18 protein-coding genes are annotated in these 19,765 nt (G+C 40.4%); 8 read left to right on the forward strand and 10 right to left on the reverse strand.

The genetic code is table 11. The features are described 5' to 3' along the window. Nucleotides 1-75: 75 nt before the first annotated feature. From ABWV72_RS09255 to ABWV72_RS09265, 3 genes are read left to right on the forward strand one after another with little or no spacing between them, the layout of a single operon-like run. On the forward strand, nucleotides 76-1,863 hold the full coding sequence (locus ABWV72_RS09255; protein ID WP_216047421.1) for an ABCB family ABC transporter ATP-binding protein/permease: 1,788 nt from the start codon (nucleotides 76-78) through the stop codon (nucleotides 1,861-1,863). Nucleotides 1,864-1,877: 14 nt separating this feature from the next. Further along, nucleotides 1,878-2,099, forward strand: coding sequence for a DUF3820 family protein (locus ABWV72_RS09260; protein WP_216047420.1), 222 nt, complete (start codon nucleotides 1,878-1,880; stop codon nucleotides 2,097-2,099). Nucleotides 2,100-2,128: 29 nt separating this feature from the next. Beyond that, complete coding sequence (locus ABWV72_RS09265; protein ID WP_353370172.1) at nucleotides 2,129-2,473, forward strand: hypothetical protein; 345 nt, start codon at nucleotides 2,129-2,131, stop codon at nucleotides 2,471-2,473. A 63-nt stretch (nucleotides 2,474-2,536) separates the two neighbouring features. On the opposite strand, the gene rpsO is transcribed toward ABWV72_RS09265, so the two are convergent. Then, nucleotides 2,537-2,806 carry a 30S ribosomal protein S15 gene (gene rpsO / locus ABWV72_RS09270; RefSeq protein WP_216047418.1) on the reverse strand — a complete coding sequence of 90 codons (270 nt, stop codon included), beginning with the start codon at nucleotides 2,804-2,806 and terminating at the stop codon, nucleotides 2,537-2,539. A 246-nt stretch (nucleotides 2,807-3,052) separates the two neighbouring features. Between rpsO and ABWV72_RS09275 the strand changes: the two genes are divergently transcribed. Beyond that, nucleotides 3,053-5,389: a M20/M25/M40 family metallo-hydrolase gene (locus ABWV72_RS09275; RefSeq protein WP_353370174.1), complete on the forward strand. Its 2,337-nt coding sequence runs from the start codon at nucleotides 3,053-3,055 to the stop codon at nucleotides 5,387-5,389. A 100-nt stretch (nucleotides 5,390-5,489) separates the two neighbouring features. Here the strand turns inward: ABWV72_RS09275 and truB are convergent, their stop codons facing one another. From truB to ABWV72_RS09305, 6 genes are all read right to left on the reverse strand, one after another. Further along, nucleotides 5,490-6,440, reverse strand: coding sequence for a tRNA pseudouridine(55) synthase TruB (gene truB, locus ABWV72_RS09280; RefSeq protein ID WP_353370176.1), 951 nt, complete (start codon nucleotides 6,438-6,440; stop codon nucleotides 5,490-5,492). Continuing rightward, nucleotides 6,440-6,868 (reverse strand): 30S ribosome-binding factor RbfA, encoded by a 429-nt coding sequence (gene rbfA / locus ABWV72_RS09285; RefSeq protein ID WP_216047415.1) that lies wholly within the window; start codon nucleotides 6,866-6,868, stop codon nucleotides 6,440-6,442. Before rbfA ends, truB begins: the two co-directional genes overlap by 1 nt. A gap of 72 nt (nucleotides 6,869-6,940) precedes the next feature. After that, on the reverse strand, nucleotides 6,941-9,550 hold the full coding sequence (gene infB, locus ABWV72_RS09290) for a translation initiation factor IF-2 (RefSeq protein ID WP_216047414.1): 2,610 nt from the start codon (nucleotides 9,548-9,550) through the stop codon (nucleotides 6,941-6,943). A 28-nt stretch (nucleotides 9,551-9,578) separates the two neighbouring features. Beyond that, on the reverse strand, nucleotides 9,579-11,072 hold the full coding sequence (nusA, locus tag ABWV72_RS09295; RefSeq protein ID WP_216047413.1) for a transcription termination factor NusA: 1,494 nt from the start codon (nucleotides 11,070-11,072) through the stop codon (nucleotides 9,579-9,581). 49 nt (nucleotides 11,073-11,121) lie between these two features. Next, nucleotides 11,122-11,577: a ribosome maturation factor RimP gene (gene rimP / locus ABWV72_RS09300; RefSeq protein ID WP_216047412.1), complete on the reverse strand. Its 456-nt coding sequence runs from the start codon at nucleotides 11,575-11,577 to the stop codon at nucleotides 11,122-11,124. 489 nt (nucleotides 11,578-12,066) lie between these two features. Further along, entirely contained in the window at nucleotides 12,067-13,533 is a 1,467-nt protein-coding gene (locus ABWV72_RS09305) for a mannitol dehydrogenase family protein (RefSeq protein WP_353370180.1), read from the reverse strand. A gap of 551 nt (nucleotides 13,534-14,084) precedes the next feature. Between ABWV72_RS09305 and ABWV72_RS09310 the strand changes: the two genes are divergently transcribed. From ABWV72_RS09310 to ABWV72_RS09325, 4 genes are all read left to right on the forward strand, one after another. Continuing rightward, nucleotides 14,085-14,375: a hypothetical protein gene (locus ABWV72_RS09310; RefSeq protein ID WP_353370182.1), complete on the forward strand. Its 291-nt coding sequence runs from the start codon at nucleotides 14,085-14,087 to the stop codon at nucleotides 14,373-14,375. Nucleotides 14,376-14,395: 20 nt separating this feature from the next. Further along, nucleotides 14,396-16,432 (forward strand): TonB-dependent receptor, encoded by a 2,037-nt coding sequence (locus tag ABWV72_RS09315; RefSeq protein WP_353370335.1) that lies wholly within the window; start codon nucleotides 14,396-14,398, stop codon nucleotides 16,430-16,432. 17 nt (nucleotides 16,433-16,449) lie between these two features. After that, nucleotides 16,450-17,130 carry a Fe2+-dependent dioxygenase gene (locus ABWV72_RS09320; RefSeq protein ID WP_216047409.1) on the forward strand — a complete coding sequence of 227 codons (681 nt, stop codon included), beginning with the start codon at nucleotides 16,450-16,452 and terminating at the stop codon, nucleotides 17,128-17,130. Nucleotides 17,131-17,386: 256 nt separating this feature from the next. Continuing rightward, nucleotides 17,387-18,067 (forward strand): helix-turn-helix transcriptional regulator, encoded by a 681-nt coding sequence (locus tag ABWV72_RS09325; RefSeq protein ID WP_353370184.1) that lies wholly within the window; start codon nucleotides 17,387-17,389, stop codon nucleotides 18,065-18,067. A 59-nt stretch (nucleotides 18,068-18,126) separates the two neighbouring features. On the opposite strand, the gene ABWV72_RS09330 is transcribed toward ABWV72_RS09325, so the two are convergent. From ABWV72_RS09330 to ABWV72_RS09340, 3 genes are read right to left on the reverse strand one after another with little or no spacing between them, the layout of a single operon-like run. Continuing rightward, nucleotides 18,127-18,903, reverse strand: a complete 777-nt coding sequence (locus ABWV72_RS09330) for a CsgG/HfaB family protein (RefSeq protein WP_216047407.1) — start codon at nucleotides 18,901-18,903, stop codon at nucleotides 18,127-18,129. Nucleotide 18,904: 1 nt separating this feature from the next. Continuing rightward, the gene (locus ABWV72_RS09335; RefSeq protein WP_342807762.1) at nucleotides 18,905-19,351 is read right to left on the reverse strand and encodes a curli assembly protein CsgF; all 447 of its coding nucleotides are present in this window, start codon (nucleotides 19,349-19,351) and stop codon (nucleotides 18,905-18,907) included. A gap of 4 nt (nucleotides 19,352-19,355) precedes the next feature. Further along, entirely contained in the window at nucleotides 19,356-19,685 is a 330-nt protein-coding gene (locus tag ABWV72_RS09340; protein WP_216047406.1) for a CsgE family curli-type amyloid fiber assembly protein, read from the reverse strand. Between the last annotated feature and the right edge of the window lie 80 nt (nucleotides 19,686-19,765).

A 19,765-nucleotide genomic window follows, 5' to 3' on the forward strand; every position in this document is an offset into this window, starting at 1 on the left:
TTGCTAGAAAACCAGGATTAAGTTAACCAGCTTTTCTGATAAACTACCTGCACATTTTATCTGTGCAGCAGCAATATGCGTTCACGAAGAATACCAATTGATCCCGATACCCCAGTCAACTGGCTGGTCCTCAAGCAACTTTGGCCTTATTTATTAGAGTTTAAACAACGAGTTTTACTCGCGTTTCTTTGTTTAGTTGCAGCTAAAGTAGCCAGTGTTGGGCTTCCCTTCGTACTGAAACACACTGTGGATAGTCTAAACTCAAAAACCGAGCAATTAATTCTAGCGCCTATTGCACTGATCATCGCCTATGGCACATTGCGCCTTGCCAACGTTTTGTTTGGTGAAATAAGAGATACCCTTTTTGGCAGAGTTACAGAAAGAGCGATGCGCAGAGTCGGTTTACGTGTGTTTGAGCATCTGCATAGCCTCGACTTAGATTTTCACCTCAATAGGCAAACAGGCGGACTCACCAGAGACATAGAAAGAGGCACTAGCGGAATAAGTTTCCTAATGCGCTTTATGGTATTCAATATTGGGCCAACGCTGATAGAAATAGCCATGGTGGTAGGTTTGTTGTTCTATAATTACGGCTTTAACTTCGCCATAGTCATTCTATTGTCAGTAGTGTTCTACGTGATATTTTCCATGAAAGCCACTGACTGGCGCACCAAATATGTTCGTGAAGTGAACCTTGCTGATTCCAGCACCAATACACGAGCCATTGATAGCCTGCTGAATTATGAAACGGTAAAATATTTCAATAACGAAGCGTATGAAGCTGAGCGATATGATAAGGACTTAGCTGGTTGGGAAAGTGCCAGACGTAAAAATAGATTATCACTGTTTGCACTAAATGGTGGACAGGCATTGATCATTGCCATCGCAATGACAGCCATGATGGCAATGGCTGCATATGGTGTTGCAGATGGCGTTATGACAATTGGTGACTTTGTTCTAATAAACGCATTCACTATGCAGATATTTATGCCGTTAAATTTTTTGGGATTTGTGTACCGTGAAATTAGAGGCTCACTGGCAAATATCGAAAATTTATTTGCTCTGCTTGGAAAGTCCCCCGAAGTTAAAAATAATCATAAAGACAATGATTTAAAGGTATCTGGAGCACAAATAACCTTTTCCAACGTTGGGTTTTGTTATAACAATGATCGTCCTATTCTGAATAATTTATCATTCAGTATAGATGCAGGAAAAAAAATCGCCGTTGTGGGTGAAAGCGGTGCAGGAAAATCAACGATAGTTAAGCTATTGTTTCGTTTCTACGATGTAACAACGGGAAAAATACTGATTGATAATCAAGATATCAGTCAAGTGTCACAACAGTCCTTGAGAAAAGCCATTGGTATAGTGCCGCAGGATACCGTTTTATTTAACGACAGCATATTTGAAAACGTGCGATACGGTCGACCGACAGCCTCAGATGACGAAGTTCAACAAGCCATTGATTTAGCCCATTTAAGAAAATTTGTAGACAGCTTACCCAAAGGTGCTGAGACCCAAGTAGGTGAGCGTGGACTTAAACTATCTGGTGGCGAAAAACAGCGGGTAGCAATCGCTAGAACTATACTTAAAAAACCACCTATTCTAGTCTTTGACGAAGCCACTTCATCATTAGACAGTCAGTCAGAAAAAGCAATCTTAGACGCCATCAAAGAAGTCTCGCAGGGACACACAAGTGTCGTGATTGCCCATCGTCTTTCAACCATTATTGACGCAGATAAAATTGTAGTGGTTGATAATGGAGCTGTAGTAGAACAAGGTACACATTCCGAGCTTTTAAACCAAAATGGCTTATATAAGAAGCTTTGGGATACTCAGCAAAACTCAGAACACCACGATTAGAATGAAGCGCCCTAATGTTTGATCCAACAGTTATAAAACAAGCAGTAAACCAAACAATGCCATTTGGTAAATACGCAGGACGAAAACTGCTGCACTTACCTGAGCCTTATTTGGTGTGGTTTCACCAAAAAGGATTTCCAGAAGGAAAACTGGGGGAGCAATTGGCTTTGATGTATGAAATAAAACTCAACGGATTAGAGTCTATGCTTGCACCTTTATTAGATGAAAACCAGTAGTTGAAATCAATTCGATTCGAGAGTTTCCCATGAGAACAGGCAGAAGTGGTAGCAAACAACCTAGCGCCATTGATGATAATTTATTGGCTATTCACCAGCGTATTGGCGAAAAACTATTGCAGTTTCCCGAGTTGATTCAATTGGTTGAAGAAAAGCTAGAATCACGATTTAAAGCAGGATTAATTTATCGCGGAGTATATTTAGATTGGTGGTCAATACTGGAACTTAAAAGTAACATGCCCAGTTTGGTTTCGCAGCTTTGTACTGTAAATGAACAAATGAATAAATTACGACGCCACTCCCCTTTTGTTGGTATTTTGTCGGAAAGCGAGCGAGAGGAATTTTTCAGTCAATTGGAAAGCAAAAAACAATAGCTAATTTTTCAAGCTGGATCAAAAAAGGCGCTTTTAAGCGCCTTTCTGTAGTATCTAATCGAATTAACGACGTAGACCTAAACGTTTGATAAGATCTTGATAACGCTCTACGTTTTTACCTTTAAGGTAATCAAGTAACTTACGACGTTGACTAACCATACGTAACAAACCACGACGAGAGTGGTGGTCTTTCTTATGATCAGCAAAGTGACCTTGCAATTTATTGATGTTGTTTGTCAATAAAGCAACTTGTACTTCAGGTGAACCTGTATCGCCTTCTTTAACACCAAAGTCAGCAATGATTTGTGCAGTTTCTTGAGTAGTTAGTGACATATTTTTCTCCAAATTAAATAAAGACTCGCCGATCACTAATTCAGCGGAGTCGAAAGAGCGCGTATTATAGCGATGCCGGCATTTTTATCAAGGTAAATTACGTATAAATACGGATTGCAGGAATATCTTCCGGTATTTTTAATTGTTGCATGGAAGTTTGTATCTTTTTTGTTTTACATTAAGCTAAGGATTATGAGTTCTGCATAAGTCGTACAAGTTGTGCGGCAAACACTACAAAGGAATGTCATGCCAAATTACGAAAAGAACGCTTCAAGACTGATAAGTTTCCTAGTGATTATGGCAATTGTATTCACTGTAGTTCTTACATGGAATGCTCAGAAGCCTTCCGATGATGCCCAATACAAAATGGGCAGTGTGGATATATCCGCATCCAATATACGGACCCACCTATCAAAAATAGCGGAATATCCCCATTTCACAGGTTCAATTGAGCACACCAACGTACGAGAATATATTGTTAATGAGTTAGAAGAGCTTGATTTAGAGGTCGAAGTGCAAACTACGTTAGCACTGTCGTCAAAATATTTCGTTGCATCAAACGTGGCAAACATTATCGCGAAGATTCCGGCCACAACCCAGCCTGGGGGAAATAAAGGTTTAGCATTAATGTCCCATTACGATTCCGCTAATGGATATTCTCCTGGTGCAAGTGATGCTGGTAGCGGTGTGTCGACTATTCTTGAGTCAATCCGAGCTTTTTTAGAAAGTGGATTACCCCACAGTAATGATATTTATATTATTTTTACCGATGCAGAAGAACAAGGTTTACTTGGCGCACTAGGTTTTGTAACTGAACACCCAATAGCAGATAAAATTGGCTTAATCCTAAACTTTGAAGCGCGAGGCTCCGGTGGCGCAAGCTTTACGTTACTAGAAACCAATCAGGGAAATAAAAAATTAGTTAAAGAATTAGCTGCTGCAAAGCTTTTTTATCCAACGGCCAACTCTTTAATGTATAGCATCTATAAAATGCTGCCAAATGACACAGATCTCACTGTATTTAGACAACGAGCAGACATAAACGGCGTAAATTTTGCGTTTATTGATGATCACTTCGATTACCATTCAGCCCAAGATACCCCCAACCGATTAGATGCGTCTAGTTTAAATCACCAAATTAGTTATCTATCTGCTCTACTGCCTTACTTTTCCAACGCGGATTTAGAAAAACTCAAGTCAGAAAAAGATGTGGTGTACTTTAATTTTGCCAACATTGCACTTTATGATTATCCATTTTCGTGGGTACTCCCCATGAGTATTCTAGTAGCTTTGGTGTTTTTGATGATGACCATAACTGCAATTAAGAAAAAACAACTTAAAGCTAAATCTATATTGATTGCTACTATTCCACTCATTTTAAGTCTTCTAATTGCCGTTTGCATTGGAGTAGCCGGTTGGCATGGTTTGTTATGGATTTATCCGCAATTCAATGACATCCCACAGGGTTTTCCTTACGGCGGCCACTACATTTTAGCTACCGCAATCTTGCTTACAATGGCTTTAAATATTTGGACATACCAAATATTGACCAAGAAGTTTCCTAGCATAAAGGTAGTTGAGTGGTATATACCGATTATTGCAATGTGGATTGGCATCAATATTTTGATAGCCATTTTTCTAACCGGTGCAGGTTTTTTTATAATTTTAGCGGTTACTCCTCTTGCAATCTTTGGCAACATTCTGCGCTACAGAACCACTGCAAATAGAAAAGCAATAACCTACACACTTTTCAGTTTACCTGGATTAGTCATAATATCGCCTTTGATACCCGTTTTTGTAGTGGGTTTAGGGCTTTCGAATTTAGCTATTGCGACAGTTATGAGTACTCTATTACTGATGACGTTATTGCCAATATTATTTGTCGTAAAAGGTATTCGAAGCGTTCAGTTGTTTTGCTTGGCTGGGGCATTCATTAGTTTTGTAGGTATATATTTGAACGCAGACTATTCAGTTGAACGAAAAAAACCAAGTAGTGTCAATTACGTTTATGATACCGAATCAAAACACGCCATGTTATATTCCTATAACCTGCATTTAGACAGTTTTGTGCAACAATTCTTCGCCGAAAACGACACCAACACAAGCCTTTTAAAAGATTTAATCTCCTTTAGAGCGAGTCGTTCTGCTCATTATGTAACTGCCACAACAGCACTTGATATTCCTCCCTCGAATGTAACCGTAAGTAGCTCAGTAGATGAAAATGATGTAATCCACTTAGTATTGACAGTCGAACCGAATCGTCCGATTGACTCAATTGAAATAATAAGCGATGAACCTATAGATATTTTTGGTTTAGCAATTAACCATAAAGCATTCGAAATAAAGAACAGCAGAAAACGAGACAATTTTGTGATGTATTACGTTGTGACGGATCAGCAACCGATTGAAATAACGATCGATTATCGCCCACAAACGCTTCCAGCAACATTACGATTAGTGGAAACCAGTCGAGATTTACCAAAACAATTGGCGCAATTTACACCGAGAGCCGAAAATATAATGCCTTCGCCTTTTAGAATTACCGATGCGGTTATGATTAGCCAGCCCATCAAGCAAAAATAATTGTCCACTGAAAACAAAAAGCTCAGGTTAAACTGCGGTAAATTTGCAGTCTCTCCTGAGTCTTAATTTATATAAACGTTTAATTCTAACGAAGAGGAAACTATCTTACGACTAAGCGTTTAGGTGCAATCTGTTGATTATCATCAATGAAACCAACCCCTAGAAACAAATCATTTGAATAAACTCTAACTTGAGAGTCAAGTGGAAAAGATACAGCTTGTTTAGCGTTAACTGGATTGCCATTACAAAAGTAACTTGCTCGTTCGGCTTCTAATTCAACTTCTGGCAACGCCTTAACCGGCGAATCCATTGCCAATAACAATGCATCTAACGCTACAAAACTGCTGTCATCCATTATATCTAATTCATTATCATCAATGCTCTGACGCATCGCTAACAGCTCATCTAAAGTAATAACTTTATCTGCCGGGTAATCGGCCACATTAGAGCGGTGTAAACGGCTTACAAATGCGCCACAACCTAATAGTTGCCCAATATCGTCCACCAAAGATCGAATATAAGTGCCTTTACTACAGTGCACTATCATATCGACTTTATTGTCTTCAATCTTTTCGATTTGCAAAGAATAGATAGTGATTTTGCGTGCTTCTCTGGGTACTTCAATACCCTGTCTTGCATAAGAGTAAAGGGGTTTACCTTGATACTTTAAAGCAGAAAACATCGAAGGTACTTGATCAGATGTACCAACAAAGCTCAAACAGGCCTCTTCAATTTGCCCATTAGTGACCTCTACAGGTTTACTTTCAACAACCTCACCATCTGCATCAGAAGTTGTAGTACGTACTCCTAATGTTGCCGTTACTGAATAGGTTTTATCGGCATCAAGTAGAAACTGAGAAAACTTAGTAGCCTCCCCCAAACAAATAGGCAACATGCCTGTTGCCAAGGGATCTAACGCGCCGGTATGCCCAGCTTTTGCAGCATTGAAACACCGTTTAACCTTCTGAAGAGCATCATTGGAAGATAATCCCAAGGGTTTATCGAGCAATAACATGCCGTCAATCCCACGACCTTTACGCTTTCTAGCCATTAATTATTTTCGTCCGTTTCCTGATCTTCTTTATCTAAGTCACGACCTGCTTTCAACGCGCGCTCTTTATCGTCATTTAATGTTTGTGACACTAAAGTCGAAATACGAATACCTTCGGTAATTGAAGTATCTTGATAAAACTTCAATGCAGGTACCGCACGCATACGCATACGCTTGGCTAACAAAGTGCGAATAAAGCCTTTGTTATCTTCCATTATTTGATTGAATAACTTCAGTTTTTCTTCATCAGTCTCAAAAAATGTCACATAGACTTTTGCATGGGCTAAATCTCGAGAGACATCAACGCCAGACACAGTCACCATGCCTAAACGTGGGTCACGATTTTTAAATTCGTTTTGGAAAATGCTGGCCACTTCTTTGTGGATTTGCTGTCCAACTCGTTCAGTGCGGGAAAATTCTCTAGCCATACTGACACTCCTAAATTCCAGTCAAAAACGGAGGCTTAAGCCCCCGTTTTAAATTAAATTGAAACGCGAGGGTTAAATTTCGCGTTTTACTTCTACGGTTTCGAATACTTCGATTTGGTCACCGACCTTAACATCGTTGTAGTTCTTCACGCCGATACCACATTCCATACCGTTACGCACTTCTTGTACGTCGTCTTTGAAGCGGCGAAGTGATTCAAGTTCACCTTCATAAATAACCACATTTTCACGAAGAACACGGATAGGTGCACTACGTTTAATGTTACCTTCGGTTACCATACAACCGGCGATTGCACCAATTTTCGGTGATTTAAATACATCACGTACTTCAGCCAAACCAATAATTTGTTGTTTGAACTCAGGCGCAAGCATACCGCTCATTGCTTGTTTAACTTCATCTATCAGGTCATAAATAACACTGTAGTAGCGTAAGTCGATTTCTTCAGCTTCAATAATACGTCTTGCAGTAGCATCGGCACGAACGTTAAAGCCAACCACAATGGCGCTTGAGGCTGCAGCTAAACTAGCATCAGTTTCAGTAATACCACCAACACCGCTACCTACAATAATGACTTTTACTTCATCAGTAGATAGTTTAGTTAACGATTCTGAAATTGCTTCTACAGAACCCTGAACGTCAGCTTTTAATACAACATTAAGTTCGCTAACATCACCAGCTTCCATATTAGCAAACATGTTTTCAAGTTTAGCTTTTTGTTGTTTAGCTAATTTCAAATCACGTTGCTTAGTGTGACGCTTACTTGCAACTTCACGAGCTTTACGCTCATCTTGCACAACTAAGGCATCTTCACCTGCAATAGGAACACCAGACAAACCTAGCACTTCTACTGGAGTTGAAGGACCGGCAACCGTTACTTCATGACCATTTTCGTCGCGCATCGCACGAACTCGACCGTATTCAATACCACAAAGCAAGATATCACCCGCTTTTAACTCACCTTCTTGTACAAGCACAGAAGCAACTGGTCCACGACCTTTATCAAGGCGAGATTCAATCACGATACCCTTTGCTGGGCCTGTTGGTACGGCTTGTAAATCTAGTAGTTCAGCTTGCAACGAAATCGCTTCTAGAAGCTCATCGATGCCCATACCTGTTTTCGCAGATACGTTTACGAATTGGTGTTCACCACCCCATTCTTCTGAAATAACTTCAAGTTGCGATAATTCAGTCTTAACACGATCTGGGTCGGCTGCTTCTTTATCCATTTTGTTAACCGCAACAATCAAAGGTACGCCAGCAGCTTTTGCATGCTGAACCGCTTCTTTTGTTTGTGGCATTACGCCATCGTCTGCGGCAACAACCAAGATAACGATATCTGTTGCGACTGCTCCACGAGCACGCATTGCAGTAAACGCGGCGTGTCCAGGGGTATCTAAAAATGCAATACGACCATTATCTGTTTCAACACTGTAGGCACCAATGTGCTGGGTAATTCCACCCGCTTCACCATCGGCTACTTTCGCTCTGCGGATATAATCCAACAAAGACGTTTTACCGTGATCAACGTGGCCCATAATAGTCACCACTGGCGCTCTGTTTTCTTTATCGCCAGAAGCCTTACCAGCTAACAATTCATCTTCTAATGCGTTGTCATTCACCAACTCGTATTTATGACCCATTTCTTCAACTACTAGTACAGCAGTGTCTTGGTCTAATACTTGGTTGATGGTAACCATCTCACCCATTTTCATCATCGCTTTGATAACTTCTGTGGCTTTAACGGCCATCTTGCTGGCAAGTTCGCCAACATTGATAGTTTCACCAATACGAACAATACGTTCTACAGGTTGCGCTGGTTTATTAAAGCCGTGCTTAAGATCGGCGCCAGCATTCTTTTTCGATTTTTTACGACGACGAGAACCGCGCTCGACTTGCGCATCTTCTTCATCTTCAGCTTCTTGAGCGTAACGGTTAGAGTGCAAATGCACTTCTTCAGCTTCCTGCTTTTTACGACGCTCTTCTTCTTCTTTCCAACGACGCTCATTTTCTTCTGCTAAGCGTTTTGCTTCTTCAGCCGCTTTTTTCGCATCTTCTTCAAGTTTGCGCTGAGCTTCGTCTTCCTGAAGTTTACGAATGCGTTCAGCTTCAAGTCTTGCTTCTTCTTGCGCTGCTTTTTCTTCCGGTGATAACTGCACTTCTTCTTTTTGACGAGCAGCAGCATCCTTTTTCGCTTGTTCTATTCTTGCCGCTTTCTCAGCTTCCGCTTTAGCTTTAGCTTCTGCGGCTTTGATTGCTTTTTCTTCAGCGGCTTTTTTCGCTTCTTCTGCTGCTTTACGCTCTGCTTCAAGTTTTTCCTGCGCTTCTTGCGCTTTACGCTTAGCTTCTTCTTCGGCTAAACGCGCTTCTTCGACATCAGTACGTTTAACGTATGTGCGCTTTTTACGCACTTCAACTTTAACAGCTTTCGACTTACCCACACTTAACGTACTGGTAGTCTTGCGTTGCAAGGTCATGCGCTTTGGTCCTTCAGAACCATTGCCACCGTGAGATTTGCTCAAATGATCAAGCAATTGACGCTTTTCATCTTCAGTGATCATATCACCTACTTTTTTAGTCAAACCTGCGTCTGCAAACTGCTGAACTAAGCGATCAACTTGAGTTCCTATGTCGGTGGCTAGTTTTTCGATGGAGACTTCTGCCATATAGCTGTATTCCTCTTGTTGATCTTACTTATTCTTCACTAAACCAAACGATGTTACGTGCAGCCATTATTAGCTGTCCGGCTTTTTCTTCGTCTAGTTCTTCTATATCACTTATTTCATCAGTACCTTGTTCGGCTAGGCCTTCAAGGTCTGTAATTCCTCGACTTGCTAGTACGTAGGCCACATGGCGCTCCATACCTTCGAGGTTTAGCAATTCTTCTTTTGGCTCAGAAGCTTCTAATGACTCTTCATTTGCCAATGCTTGGGTAGTCAGTGCAGCTCTCGCTCTACCACGAAGTTCCTCAACCATATCTTCATCGAAACCTTCGATGGCTAGTAATTCATTAGCAGGAACATACGCAATTTCTTCTACAGTTGTGAAGCCTTCATCCACTAAAACAGCGGCGAAATCTTCATCAATATCAAGGCTATTAATAAATACCCCTAATACTTTTGAGTTCTCTTCTTCGTGCTTAGAGTTCAGGTCTTCAACGGTCATGACATTTAATGTCCATCCCGTTAACTGACTGGCTAAACGTACGTTTTGACCGCTACGACCAATTGCCTGCGCTAGGTTGTCGGCTTCAACAGCCACATCCATCGAGCCCGCATCTTCGTCAACAACGATTGAAGCCACTTCAGCAGGTGCCATTGCGTTGATTACGAATTGAGCTGGATTTTCATCCCATAATACGATGTCAACACGTTCACCACCAAGTTCACCAGAAACCGCTTGAACCCGAGATCCACGCATTCCTACGCAAGCACCAACAGGGTCTAAACGTTTGTCGTTAGTTTTCACCGCAATTTTAGCCCGTGAACCTGGATCACGAGCAGCAGCTTTAATTTCTAAAGTCTCTTCTGCAATCTCAGGTACTTCTATACGGAACAACTCAACCAACATATCTGGGTGAGTTCGGCTAATAAACAACTGTGCTCCACGAGCTTCAGGACGAATTACGTATAACAATCCACGTACTCGGTCACCCGGACGGAAAGTTTCACGAGGTAGCATATCGTCACGATAAATAACGCCTTCAGCGTTATTACCTAAATCGACAATTACATTGTCGCGATTGACTTTTTTCACTGTACCAGTAACCAAATCACCCACACGGTCTTCGTATTCAGCGATCATTTGTGCACGTTCGGCTTCCCGTACTTTTTGCACGATTACCTGTTTGGCGGTTTGAGTAGTGATACGGTCAAATTTAATAGACTCAATTTGGTCTTCTATAAACTCACCCAATTGAATTTCAGGTTCATCTACTTGGGCTGCAGAGAACGTAATTTCTGCATACGGGTTTTCTTGTACCTGATCATCAGGAATAACTAACCAGCGACGAAAAGTATCAAAATCACCAGTTTCACGGTCGATGTTAACTCGTACTTCAATTTCGCCTTCATTTTTCTTTTTAGTAGCGCTGGCAATAGCATATTCTAATGCCTCAAAGATCTTCTCTTTGGGAACCTGCTTTTCATTTGAAACGGCTTCCGCCACTAACAAAATTTCTTTATTCATCGTTGCCTCACTGATTGCTTCCCTAAGAAAGCGCTAATATGAATCTTTCTTAAAATGTTGGAACCAAATTACCTTTTTCGATATTTGCCACGGCTAAAACGTATTCTTGACCATCAACTTCTACCGTTAAATTTCCATTGTCGACACTCAACAATGTACCTTTAAAGTTTCTTCTATCGTTCATTGGCATACGTAAGCGTACTGTCACAACCTCTCCAATACACTGCTGATAATGTGCTTCTTTAAAAAGCGGTCTATCCATGCCAGGAGACGACACTTCCAAATTGTATTCAGTAGTGATGGGATCTTCCACATCTAACACTGCGCTAACTTGTAAACTTACGTCAGCACAATTATCTACTGTAATACCATCTGGATGGTCGATATAAACACGCAATGTTGAGTGTTTTCCTGCACGAACAAATTCAATTCCCACGAGCTCAAAGCCAATGGCTTCCACTGGTGCAACTAACATGTCCGTCAGTTTTTGTTCAAGTTGTGACAAAAATAAAGCTCCAAATACGAAAAAAGGGCGAAAAGCCCAGATAAAGTAAACCAATAATAACAACAAAAAGCCCCGTACAAGCGGGGCTTTTTGTTTCTGGACCCTAACCCACTATCCAACTTTAATGGACTGCTTAACAAACTGAGCGCGAGACGCTAAACAGAAGTTGTGCGGACCGTCGAATAAGTGGTCGCAAGAATCGACTCACCAATAAGGTAATCTTAGAAAAATCAGTGTCTTTTCTTGCAGTTTCTTAGCTAGTTAAACCAACTAATCGAGACGTTACTATCCAATTCAGAGGGAGCCCGTCTCAAAAGATGGGCATAGTATACGGACGTACGCCTTGACATGCAAGGTAAAGAATATAATGGGTTACTTAAACATCATTCTAATCGGCGATAAAAATTAGATATCTGCAACCCTAGGCTATTTAAATTTTGCACGGTTATTATTCAATAACCATTATCTCACTACATAAACCTAATCTCATCATGCCAAGTCACTTAAACAAACATTTAAGTTATGTTGATTAATTGAGGACAGCGACAAAACGTGACGTTTGACTATGCTTCTAAACTCCTCATTAGTTGTAAGATCATCAAATACCGAGGTCAAATCCATAATTGCATCGGCTAGTTGTAGCGGAAAGTCAGCGTGCTTCTGTGCTAATGCAAGTAAAGTCTCAGCGATTGGATCAACTAACTCTTGTTGCTCTTTGTAACGTTTTCCAACAAATAAACACCAAGCTGCGATAGGAACACATAGTAATGATATGCTTCTTTCTTCTTTGATGTTGTCTCGAATTGCATTGAGAATTCGAAAAGGTAGTTTTTGCGAACCATCCCACGCTATCTGTGCCAGCAGATGACGAATATGTTTATTATGATAACGATTGATAATATCGTCTGCATACTGATCTAAATCCATAGCATCAGAGTTACCTATTGAAGGTAATATCTCTTGGGAAAGTAATTTTCTAATAAACTGTTCTATTGGCGCTATACAAATCGCCGAATAAACGGTTTCCAGTCCGCACAGAGTTCCAAGGTAAGCTAGAGTCGAATGCGTACCGTTTAATACCCGTAGCTTTGCTCTTTCGTACTTGTGAACATCGTCAGTAAATGTCACACCCACCTTGTCCCAAGCTGGTCGAGGTCCACTGAACTTATCTTCAACTACCCATTGGCTAAAGGACTCACGCTGTATTGGCCATGCGTCCTCAACGCCGATTTTACCTTTGGTTGTTGCTCTTAGTTCGTCATTTGTGGCAGGTGTAATACTGTCTACCATAGTGTTGGGAAAACAAATATTTTGCGCTATCCAGTTAGCTAATGGTGTTGAAACCTCTGCAGCAAAAGTCATCACCGCTTTGGCCAGCTTATCACCATTATCAGATACATTGTCGCAACTTATAATGGTCAGTTGTGCATTTTGTTGGGCAAAACGTACCTTTAATGCTGCGACTAACAAACCGATCGCTGAAATAGGCGCTTCGGGGTTAGCCAAATCATGTTTGATATCGGTATTCTGCCAATCAAGTTCGCCCTTATTGCTCAGGCAATAGCCTTTTTCTGTAACGGTTAACGAAATAATATGCGTATTGGGATCGGTCATAGCATCCATCACTTGCTTACGCTGCTCACCCAAAACAAAAATTTGATTAAAGGCCCCTATAATCTGGACATAAGGTGAGTCGTCCAACACCATCAGTGAATATAGGTTATCTTGATCTTTCAACTTATCTCGTAGATCTTTACTACGTAACGATACCCCATCAATTTTCCAGTTTCCGCCTTGCGCAGACATAGCTAAATCAGTGTAAACAGCTTGATGAGCTCGATGAAATGCTCCTGGGCCTAAATGCACAATACCGCGCGCAGTTGTTTCCAGGTCATATTCTGGTTGACGAATCTCTTTGGGTAAAGAACGTAATACTTGTCGATCTAATTCTGACATCAAATTAGCCTTATAATGTGTAAGCTTTGTAGCTAGGTTGTATGTTAAATCTACTGCCAATTACGCAGCATCATCTTTACTTAAATGGTGTTATGAAACCAAGGTTGTTAGATAACGGCAATCGATTCTTCGCGGGACATCATGTCTCGCAGTTTCCGATGGAAAGGCCCGTGCATCGTCATTAAACTCCAGGGGATTGAAGAAAAAAGCAGATTTAATCACTTGGTATGTGAATCCTAACATAACTTCTACGATATGTTGAAACCATCAAGCAGGACCAACCACTTGGAAATACAGGTATTCCAACCGTAAAATAAACCAGCGAATTGTTGCCTAAATTAATTATAAACTATTGGCCGTTGACATCTCTGTTCGATTGATAAAAGCCCTACTTTATTGTGATTACTACAACACTAATTTCAGCTGATGGATTATCATTCCTCCCCAACCCATACAAATCTAAACGATAATAGATATCATTTGCATTAGCGTGTTTATTTGTTTTAGAATAAAAAAACACATCATTTTCTCAAAACAACTAAGGAATATTAATGCGCGACACATCCCAACTTAAACCGAAGATAAAACCATTAGCTGCAATAGACAAAAGACGCTTGGGATCAAGTGCTCTAATGGCCGCGTTAACATTCGGTTCAACTCTCGTTTATGCTGAAGACACTGACACTTGTAAAATTGAAGGGAAAAGTGAAGTTGAATGTGCAAAAGAAGCTGAATCTTTAGAAAAAATTAAAGTACACGGTGTTCGTCACTCTATTTATAATGTGAAAAAGTCAGGTGACGTACGAAGAGTCATTGATCTCGCCGATACCCCCAAACCATAACGGTATTAACAAAAGACCAAATTTTAGAGTCCGGTCGCACTGATCTAGAGCAAATACTGTCAACCCAATCAGGAGTTACCTTAGGTACAGGCGAAAATGGTAATGCCTTTGGGGATAGGTATGTAATTCGTGGACATGAAGCTCGCAGTGATGTATTCGTTGACGGATTACGCGATCCTGGAATGACCACCCGTGAAAGTTTTGCAACCGACCAAATTGAAATCACTAAAGGCCCCAGCGCTACGTTTGCTGGACGCGGTTCTTCAGGTGGTGCGGTTAATAGTATTACTAAAAAAGCAGATCCTTCGTATAATTTTGGCCGTGTAGATGCTGCAATAGGAACGGATGAATATCATCGAATTACTATCGATACTAATATGGCTGTTTCTGAGAATTTAGCGTTTCGGATTAACGGTTTAGATGCTTATGAAGATGCACCTGGCCGCGAAGGTATCGTGAGAAATCGCGAAGGTTTATTACTTTCAACGACTTACTTGCCTACTGACAAATTGTCTTTCAGTGCAGACGCCTATTATATGCAGGCGGAAGACGTACCTGATCTCGGCAGTTATTTTGATAGAGTGGCTAGAGAGCCAGTTTCCGATATTCCAGTTTACGCTCAATCAGAAGACTTTTTAGATAGTGAAGTATACGCGCTAACATTATTCACAAACTACGAAATTAATGACCAATGGCGTATTTATAATGCCACTCGTGTAGGTAAAACCGAGAATGGCTACCTAACGACTGGCGCTAGCGGCAGCACACGAGACGAAACAGATCCTGAAGCGCCTAATGCAGACACTATTACCTTAAGTACGCACCAAGGTAATCAAGAAGTCGATTATGTTGCCAGTCAATTTAATCTATTTTGGAACACTAAATTATTAGGCGTAAATCACAAAGTCGTGTTCGGATTTGAGTATTCAGATGAGTCAGTGGACAACGGTGTTTATAATATTACCTACGGTAACGAAGGTAATTGCTTAGTGAATGGTCGAAATGGCGTCAGCAGCGGATATTGCGCGCTGGACGGAAATGGAAACGTGGTCAGCGATGCAAGTAACTTAATGAATCGTAGCTATGTTGAAGGTGACTCAGATGCAGTATTCGACATACAAACCACAGCGTTTTACGTAATGGATAACATTGAACTTAATAAGCAATGGGAACTGTTTATAGGTCTACGCCAAGATAGCTTTGACTATAGTAACGATACAAACAGCCGCAGCGGAGAACAACTATTTGCCTATTCGGATGATCTAACTAACGGACATATCGGTTTGGTTTATCAACTGGATGAAGACATTAATTTTTATTCTACATACAGCACTGCTACCAATATTAACGGTGGTGAATCCGATTTAGGTGCCAACTGCGGATATGGTGGCCTTTGCGGCACACCAGATCAAGCGCAACAATCCGACCCTGAACGAATTGAAAATATTGAAGTGGGTACAAAATGGCAATTTATGGATGATGAATTGTTAGCTACAGCCGCCATTTTTCAGATAACCAAAAGTGACGTAATGGAAAGTGTAGGCGATGCTTATTCCAGTCTAGGTTCGTTAAATACAGGGAAAAACCGAGTAAAAGGGATAGAGTTTGGCTTAACGGGTGAGATTACTGAGCAACTTAGCGTTCAATTTAGTGCGGCATTTATGGATTCAGAAGTCTTGGAATCATTTAATGACGAGAATATTGGTCGCGCTTTGAGTAACTTTGCGGATAACAGTTATTACGTGCAATTGCGTTATCAGCCTACAGAGAGTTTCGTAGTAGGTGGAGATTACACCTACAAAAGTGAAATGTATGGTGGACAACCAGACACGGCAGCTGGCTACGATGATGACATAGGAGCTTACTCAATAGTAGTGCCATCCTACAGTGTGGTTAATTTGTTTGCTAACTACTACGTTTCTGAAGATCTGACGTTACGTTTAAATGTGGGTAATCTACTGGATGAAGAGTACTGGACAGCAGCATATCGCTCAGGTTCTTTCATGTATATTGGTGACGGCAGAAGCGTTCGTGCTGGTTTAACCTACGAATTTTAATTAAGAAGGAAATAACAATGGTTGTGATTGAACAACTTCTATCTCAAGGTGAGGTGAATGTTTACCGTCAAGTGCTAAATGAATTGCAATGGCAAGACGGCGGAACTACAGCTAAAGGAATGGCAAGTTCAGTAAAACACAACACCCAAGCAGATCCCGAAGATGCAAATGTGCGCCAATTGGTTAATAGCCTCTTAGCGCGCATGGGCGAAACCCCAGAATTGGTTTCTGCTGCCCTTCCCCAACATATTTTCCCGCCTTGTTTTAATCGTTATGAGAGGCAACAACAATACGGTTTTCATGTTGATGCTGCCATTATGCGGATCCCAAACAGTCAAACAGTGATGCGCAGTGATTTGTCGATGACGTTATTCTTAAGTGACCCCAAAGAATATGAAGGTGGCGAATTAATCATTACAACCGAGTTCGGTGAACAAGCAGTGAAATTACAAGCTGGTGATGCGGTGTTATATCCCTCAAGCAGTTTACATAAAGTGACGCAGGTAACGAAAGGTGTAAGGCTAGCAGCAATCACTTGGATACAAAGTATGGTAGCTGACGTGAGCTTACGCCAGTCTCTTTATCAGCTAGATAGGACCATCCAAGTATTAATGCAAAATGACACTATCAATCGTGCAGAATTAGATAGTTTACACAACGTTTACCACAATCTTATTCGACAAAATGCGCAAATTTAAGGGCTTGTAAATAGCCCTTGGATTAGTCTAATTTTTTACTAATGAAAACGAATAGAAAGCGAACGAGTAGCTAAGTAACTAATTTAATTTACTTTATTTTAACAATTCTGTTTTGTACAAAATTCAAACAAACGCAGGTATATATTTTTTACCGAGAATTCTTGCGCTTCTGAGCCCTTGTATGTATTCTAATCGTTACACTACCGTAAAGTGTCATAATAAAAAGAGAGTAAACTCTCAAAAAGGACTCTGGGTTATGCAAGGAAATAGAGCGTTTGTAATTTCTCCACAAAAAGACGATATTAGCAAAAAACGGCATTGTAAATTAAACCATTTTTTAGACCTCGTTGATGCATGTGGTTTTGACTTGCAGGTTGGTAGCTTTTGCCCCAAATCTGATTATATTGCGTCCTTCGACGTTATATTTGTTGATTGTAAGTCAATTAACAAAAGTTCAATTCAGCAAGTTCCGGTTCTAAAATATAAAAACCTAATCAAAATTATTTTCTTTAATTCAACGAATAATTTGGACTTCGAAATTGCTGCCATCAAGCAAGGGGTCACCGGTATATTTTACGCTGACGACAAATTAGAAAATGTCATAAAAGGCATTAACACCATTAAACAAGACAGGAAATGGTTTCGCAGAAATGCGCTAGAGTTGTTAATTAACGAAATGTTAAATGATGCCAATTTTTCCAATGAAATAGTCGATAGAAGTCAAACAGGATTCTGGCAGCAGTCATTAACCAAACGCGAACAAACTATTGTCAAATACATAAGCCAAGGTGCTCAAAACCAAGAAATAGCTGACCAACTTCACATAAGCGTCAATACAGTGAAAACTCACATTTATAGTATTTTTAGAAAAACTAATTGCAGAAACAGAGTGGAGCTAATTACTTGGTCTAGGCAAACAAATGAAACAGCCTGCTAGGCTGTTTCATTTGTTCATTTAACTTTAACGGGCGGCCCGCAAATTTAAGATATGAATAACTAGGCTCGCGCTTTCCAAACCCCTTTATCAATGCCTTTTAACACCAACTCAGAAATTGCCTTTTCAATGCTTTGTTGAACACAGGTAAACATAGGTTCATTGGTAGTATAACCTGCTTCAATTTCCGCTAAACGTTTATAACTGATATAACGGAATAGACCAGCTCGAATCTCTTTGCTGAGTACTTTTTTACTTGTTGATACTGACACTAAGACTTGTCCTGTGCGAACATCAATCGCCCTCATGTAAACGGAGATTTGATCCTCTCTAAATAATTCAGACGCATTAATCCCAAAATACTCCGCGCCAAACCCACCTGTCTTAATGTTAGAGTCATAACTAATTATTCCTCCCTCAATGATAATTTTAGCCGTGGTTAATGGTGGTAATTCGGTACTTTCATTTGTGTTGTTATCCCCTTGTATCGCCGCCCTTACGATTTTCCTTTCGGTTAAAATATTCTGCAAGCCTTCCCGCTCCACCGGTAAAAACCAATCCGTTTCACTTAGTGCCTGCATTAAAATAGAGGTTGCACCTTGAGTAACAGCGGTACTAAATGAGCTGGCGCCAGTGCTTGGTTTATATTGCCCTGTTTGGTCTCTGAACGCGTAAACGGAAACGGGTATAGAACCAAAAGGTTTAGGTAAGCCTTTAAGCTCTTTCAAGGTGGCTGAATCTTCGATTACTATTGCCTGTTCAGTGCCAGGCGGAATGATATTTTTGAAGGAGCTACAACCAGTTAATAATAGTGCGATTAATACAACATAATACTTCATATTATCCGAACCTTGGAATTTCGACGATTGTTATCTCATCAGTTATTATATTGGTAATTTCTACAACAATACTGTCAGGATTGCTGGTTATTAATTCAACTTGAAATTCACCGCTCATAAAAATGGAGTCTTCAGAAAAAATACTTTCGATGGGATCGCCATTCTCGTCATAACTCACTTCACCGAATGCCAAATCGGTAACTTCCCGCACGATCCTATTGATATATGCGCGTTCTAACGAATCTTGCAAACTTTCAGCGTATGTCCGTTCACTACTTGATGCGGTATGGGTATTTTGTGCATTTGCTTTACTTAGCAGGTAACTGCCATTTAATGGACTGCCGCCGAAACTTGGATTAATCGGTTCGTAAACTAATTCGGTCGCTAATATTGGTGAGGAGAATACCCCCACGAGAAAAGTAATATTAAGTATTTTATTTTTTTTCATATTTTCACCATTCATCATCAGCAAGGTCAGGGTTATCTTGAGTCGTGCCTGCTCGAGATAAAGCATCGACTAATAAAACAACCGCAACTTCAACTCGTTGCTTGATTGGGGTTTGTCTGCGCCCCATATAAGTTTGATAAATTGTTTTGTTATCAAACTGCACTGTTAATTTTGTCCCTGCCTGTGGAACAATAATTTCTTTAATTTGAACATTTTGGCCAAATGTATTGGGGATATCACGCCAATATTTACCAAACTCATTAGCAAACTCATGACCTTGGCGACTGATTGTATTGTCTAGTAATAGACCACTTAGGGCGAAGTCATCGGCCATGACGTAATCAGATTTGAAAATTGTTAGACTAACAATTAACAAGGTTCGGCTTATTAAGGTGACTATTTTTTTTGACAGTA

Source organism: Aliiglaciecola sp. NS0011-25, assembly GCF_040370605.1.
Classification (GTDB): domain Bacteria; phylum Pseudomonadota; class Gammaproteobacteria; order Enterobacterales; family Alteromonadaceae; genus Aliiglaciecola; species Aliiglaciecola lipolytica_A.

What these genes read in the sequence shown, in the direction of transcription:
- ABWV72_RS09255 (WP_216047421.1), top strand. Translation starts at nt 76, where the DNA reads ATGCGTTCACGAAGAATACCAATTGATCCCGATACCCCAGTCAACTGG.
- ABWV72_RS09260 (WP_216047420.1), top strand. Translation starts at nt 1,878, where the DNA reads ATGTTTGATCCAACAGTTATAAAACAAGCAGTAAACCAAACAATGCCA.
- ABWV72_RS09265 (WP_353370172.1), top strand. Translation starts at nt 2,129, where the DNA reads ATGAGAACAGGCAGAAGTGGTAGCAAACAACCTAGCGCCATTGATGAT.
- rpsO (WP_216047418.1), bottom strand. Translation starts at nt 2,806, where the DNA reads ATGTCACTAACTACTCAAGAAACTGCACAAATCATTGCTGACTTTGGT.
- ABWV72_RS09275 (WP_353370174.1), top strand. Translation starts at nt 3,053, where the DNA reads ATGCCAAATTACGAAAAGAACGCTTCAAGACTGATAAGTTTCCTAGTG.
- truB (WP_353370176.1), bottom strand. Translation starts at nt 6,440, where the DNA reads ATGGCTAGAAAGCGTAAAGGTCGTGGGATTGACGGCATGTTATTGCTC.
- rbfA (WP_216047415.1), bottom strand. Translation starts at nt 6,868, where the DNA reads ATGGCTAGAGAATTTTCCCGCACTGAACGAGTTGGACAGCAAATCCAC.
- infB (WP_216047414.1), bottom strand. Translation starts at nt 9,550, where the DNA reads ATGGCAGAAGTCTCCATCGAAAAACTAGCCACCGACATAGGAACTCAA.
- nusA (WP_216047413.1), bottom strand. Translation starts at nt 11,072, where the DNA reads ATGAATAAAGAAATTTTGTTAGTGGCGGAAGCCGTTTCAAATGAAAAG.
- ABWV72_RS09305 (WP_353370180.1), bottom strand. Translation starts at nt 13,533, where the DNA reads ATGTCAGAATTAGATCGACAAGTATTACGTTCTTTACCCAAAGAGATT.
- ABWV72_RS09310 (WP_353370182.1), top strand. Translation starts at nt 14,085, where the DNA reads ATGCGCGACACATCCCAACTTAAACCGAAGATAAAACCATTAGCTGCA.
- ABWV72_RS09320 (WP_216047409.1), top strand. Translation starts at nt 16,450, where the DNA reads ATGGTTGTGATTGAACAACTTCTATCTCAAGGTGAGGTGAATGTTTAC.
- ABWV72_RS09325 (WP_353370184.1), top strand. Translation starts at nt 17,387, where the DNA reads ATGCAAGGAAATAGAGCGTTTGTAATTTCTCCACAAAAAGACGATATT.
- ABWV72_RS09330 (WP_216047407.1), bottom strand. Translation starts at nt 18,903, where the DNA reads ATGAAGTATTATGTTGTATTAATCGCACTATTATTAACTGGTTGTAGC.
- ABWV72_RS09335 (WP_342807762.1), bottom strand. Translation starts at nt 19,351, where the DNA reads ATGAAAAAAAATAAAATACTTAATATTACTTTTCTCGTGGGGGTATTC.
- ABWV72_RS09340 (WP_216047406.1), bottom strand. Translation starts at nt 19,685, where the DNA reads ATGGCCGATGACTTCGCCCTAAGTGGTCTATTACTAGACAATACAATC.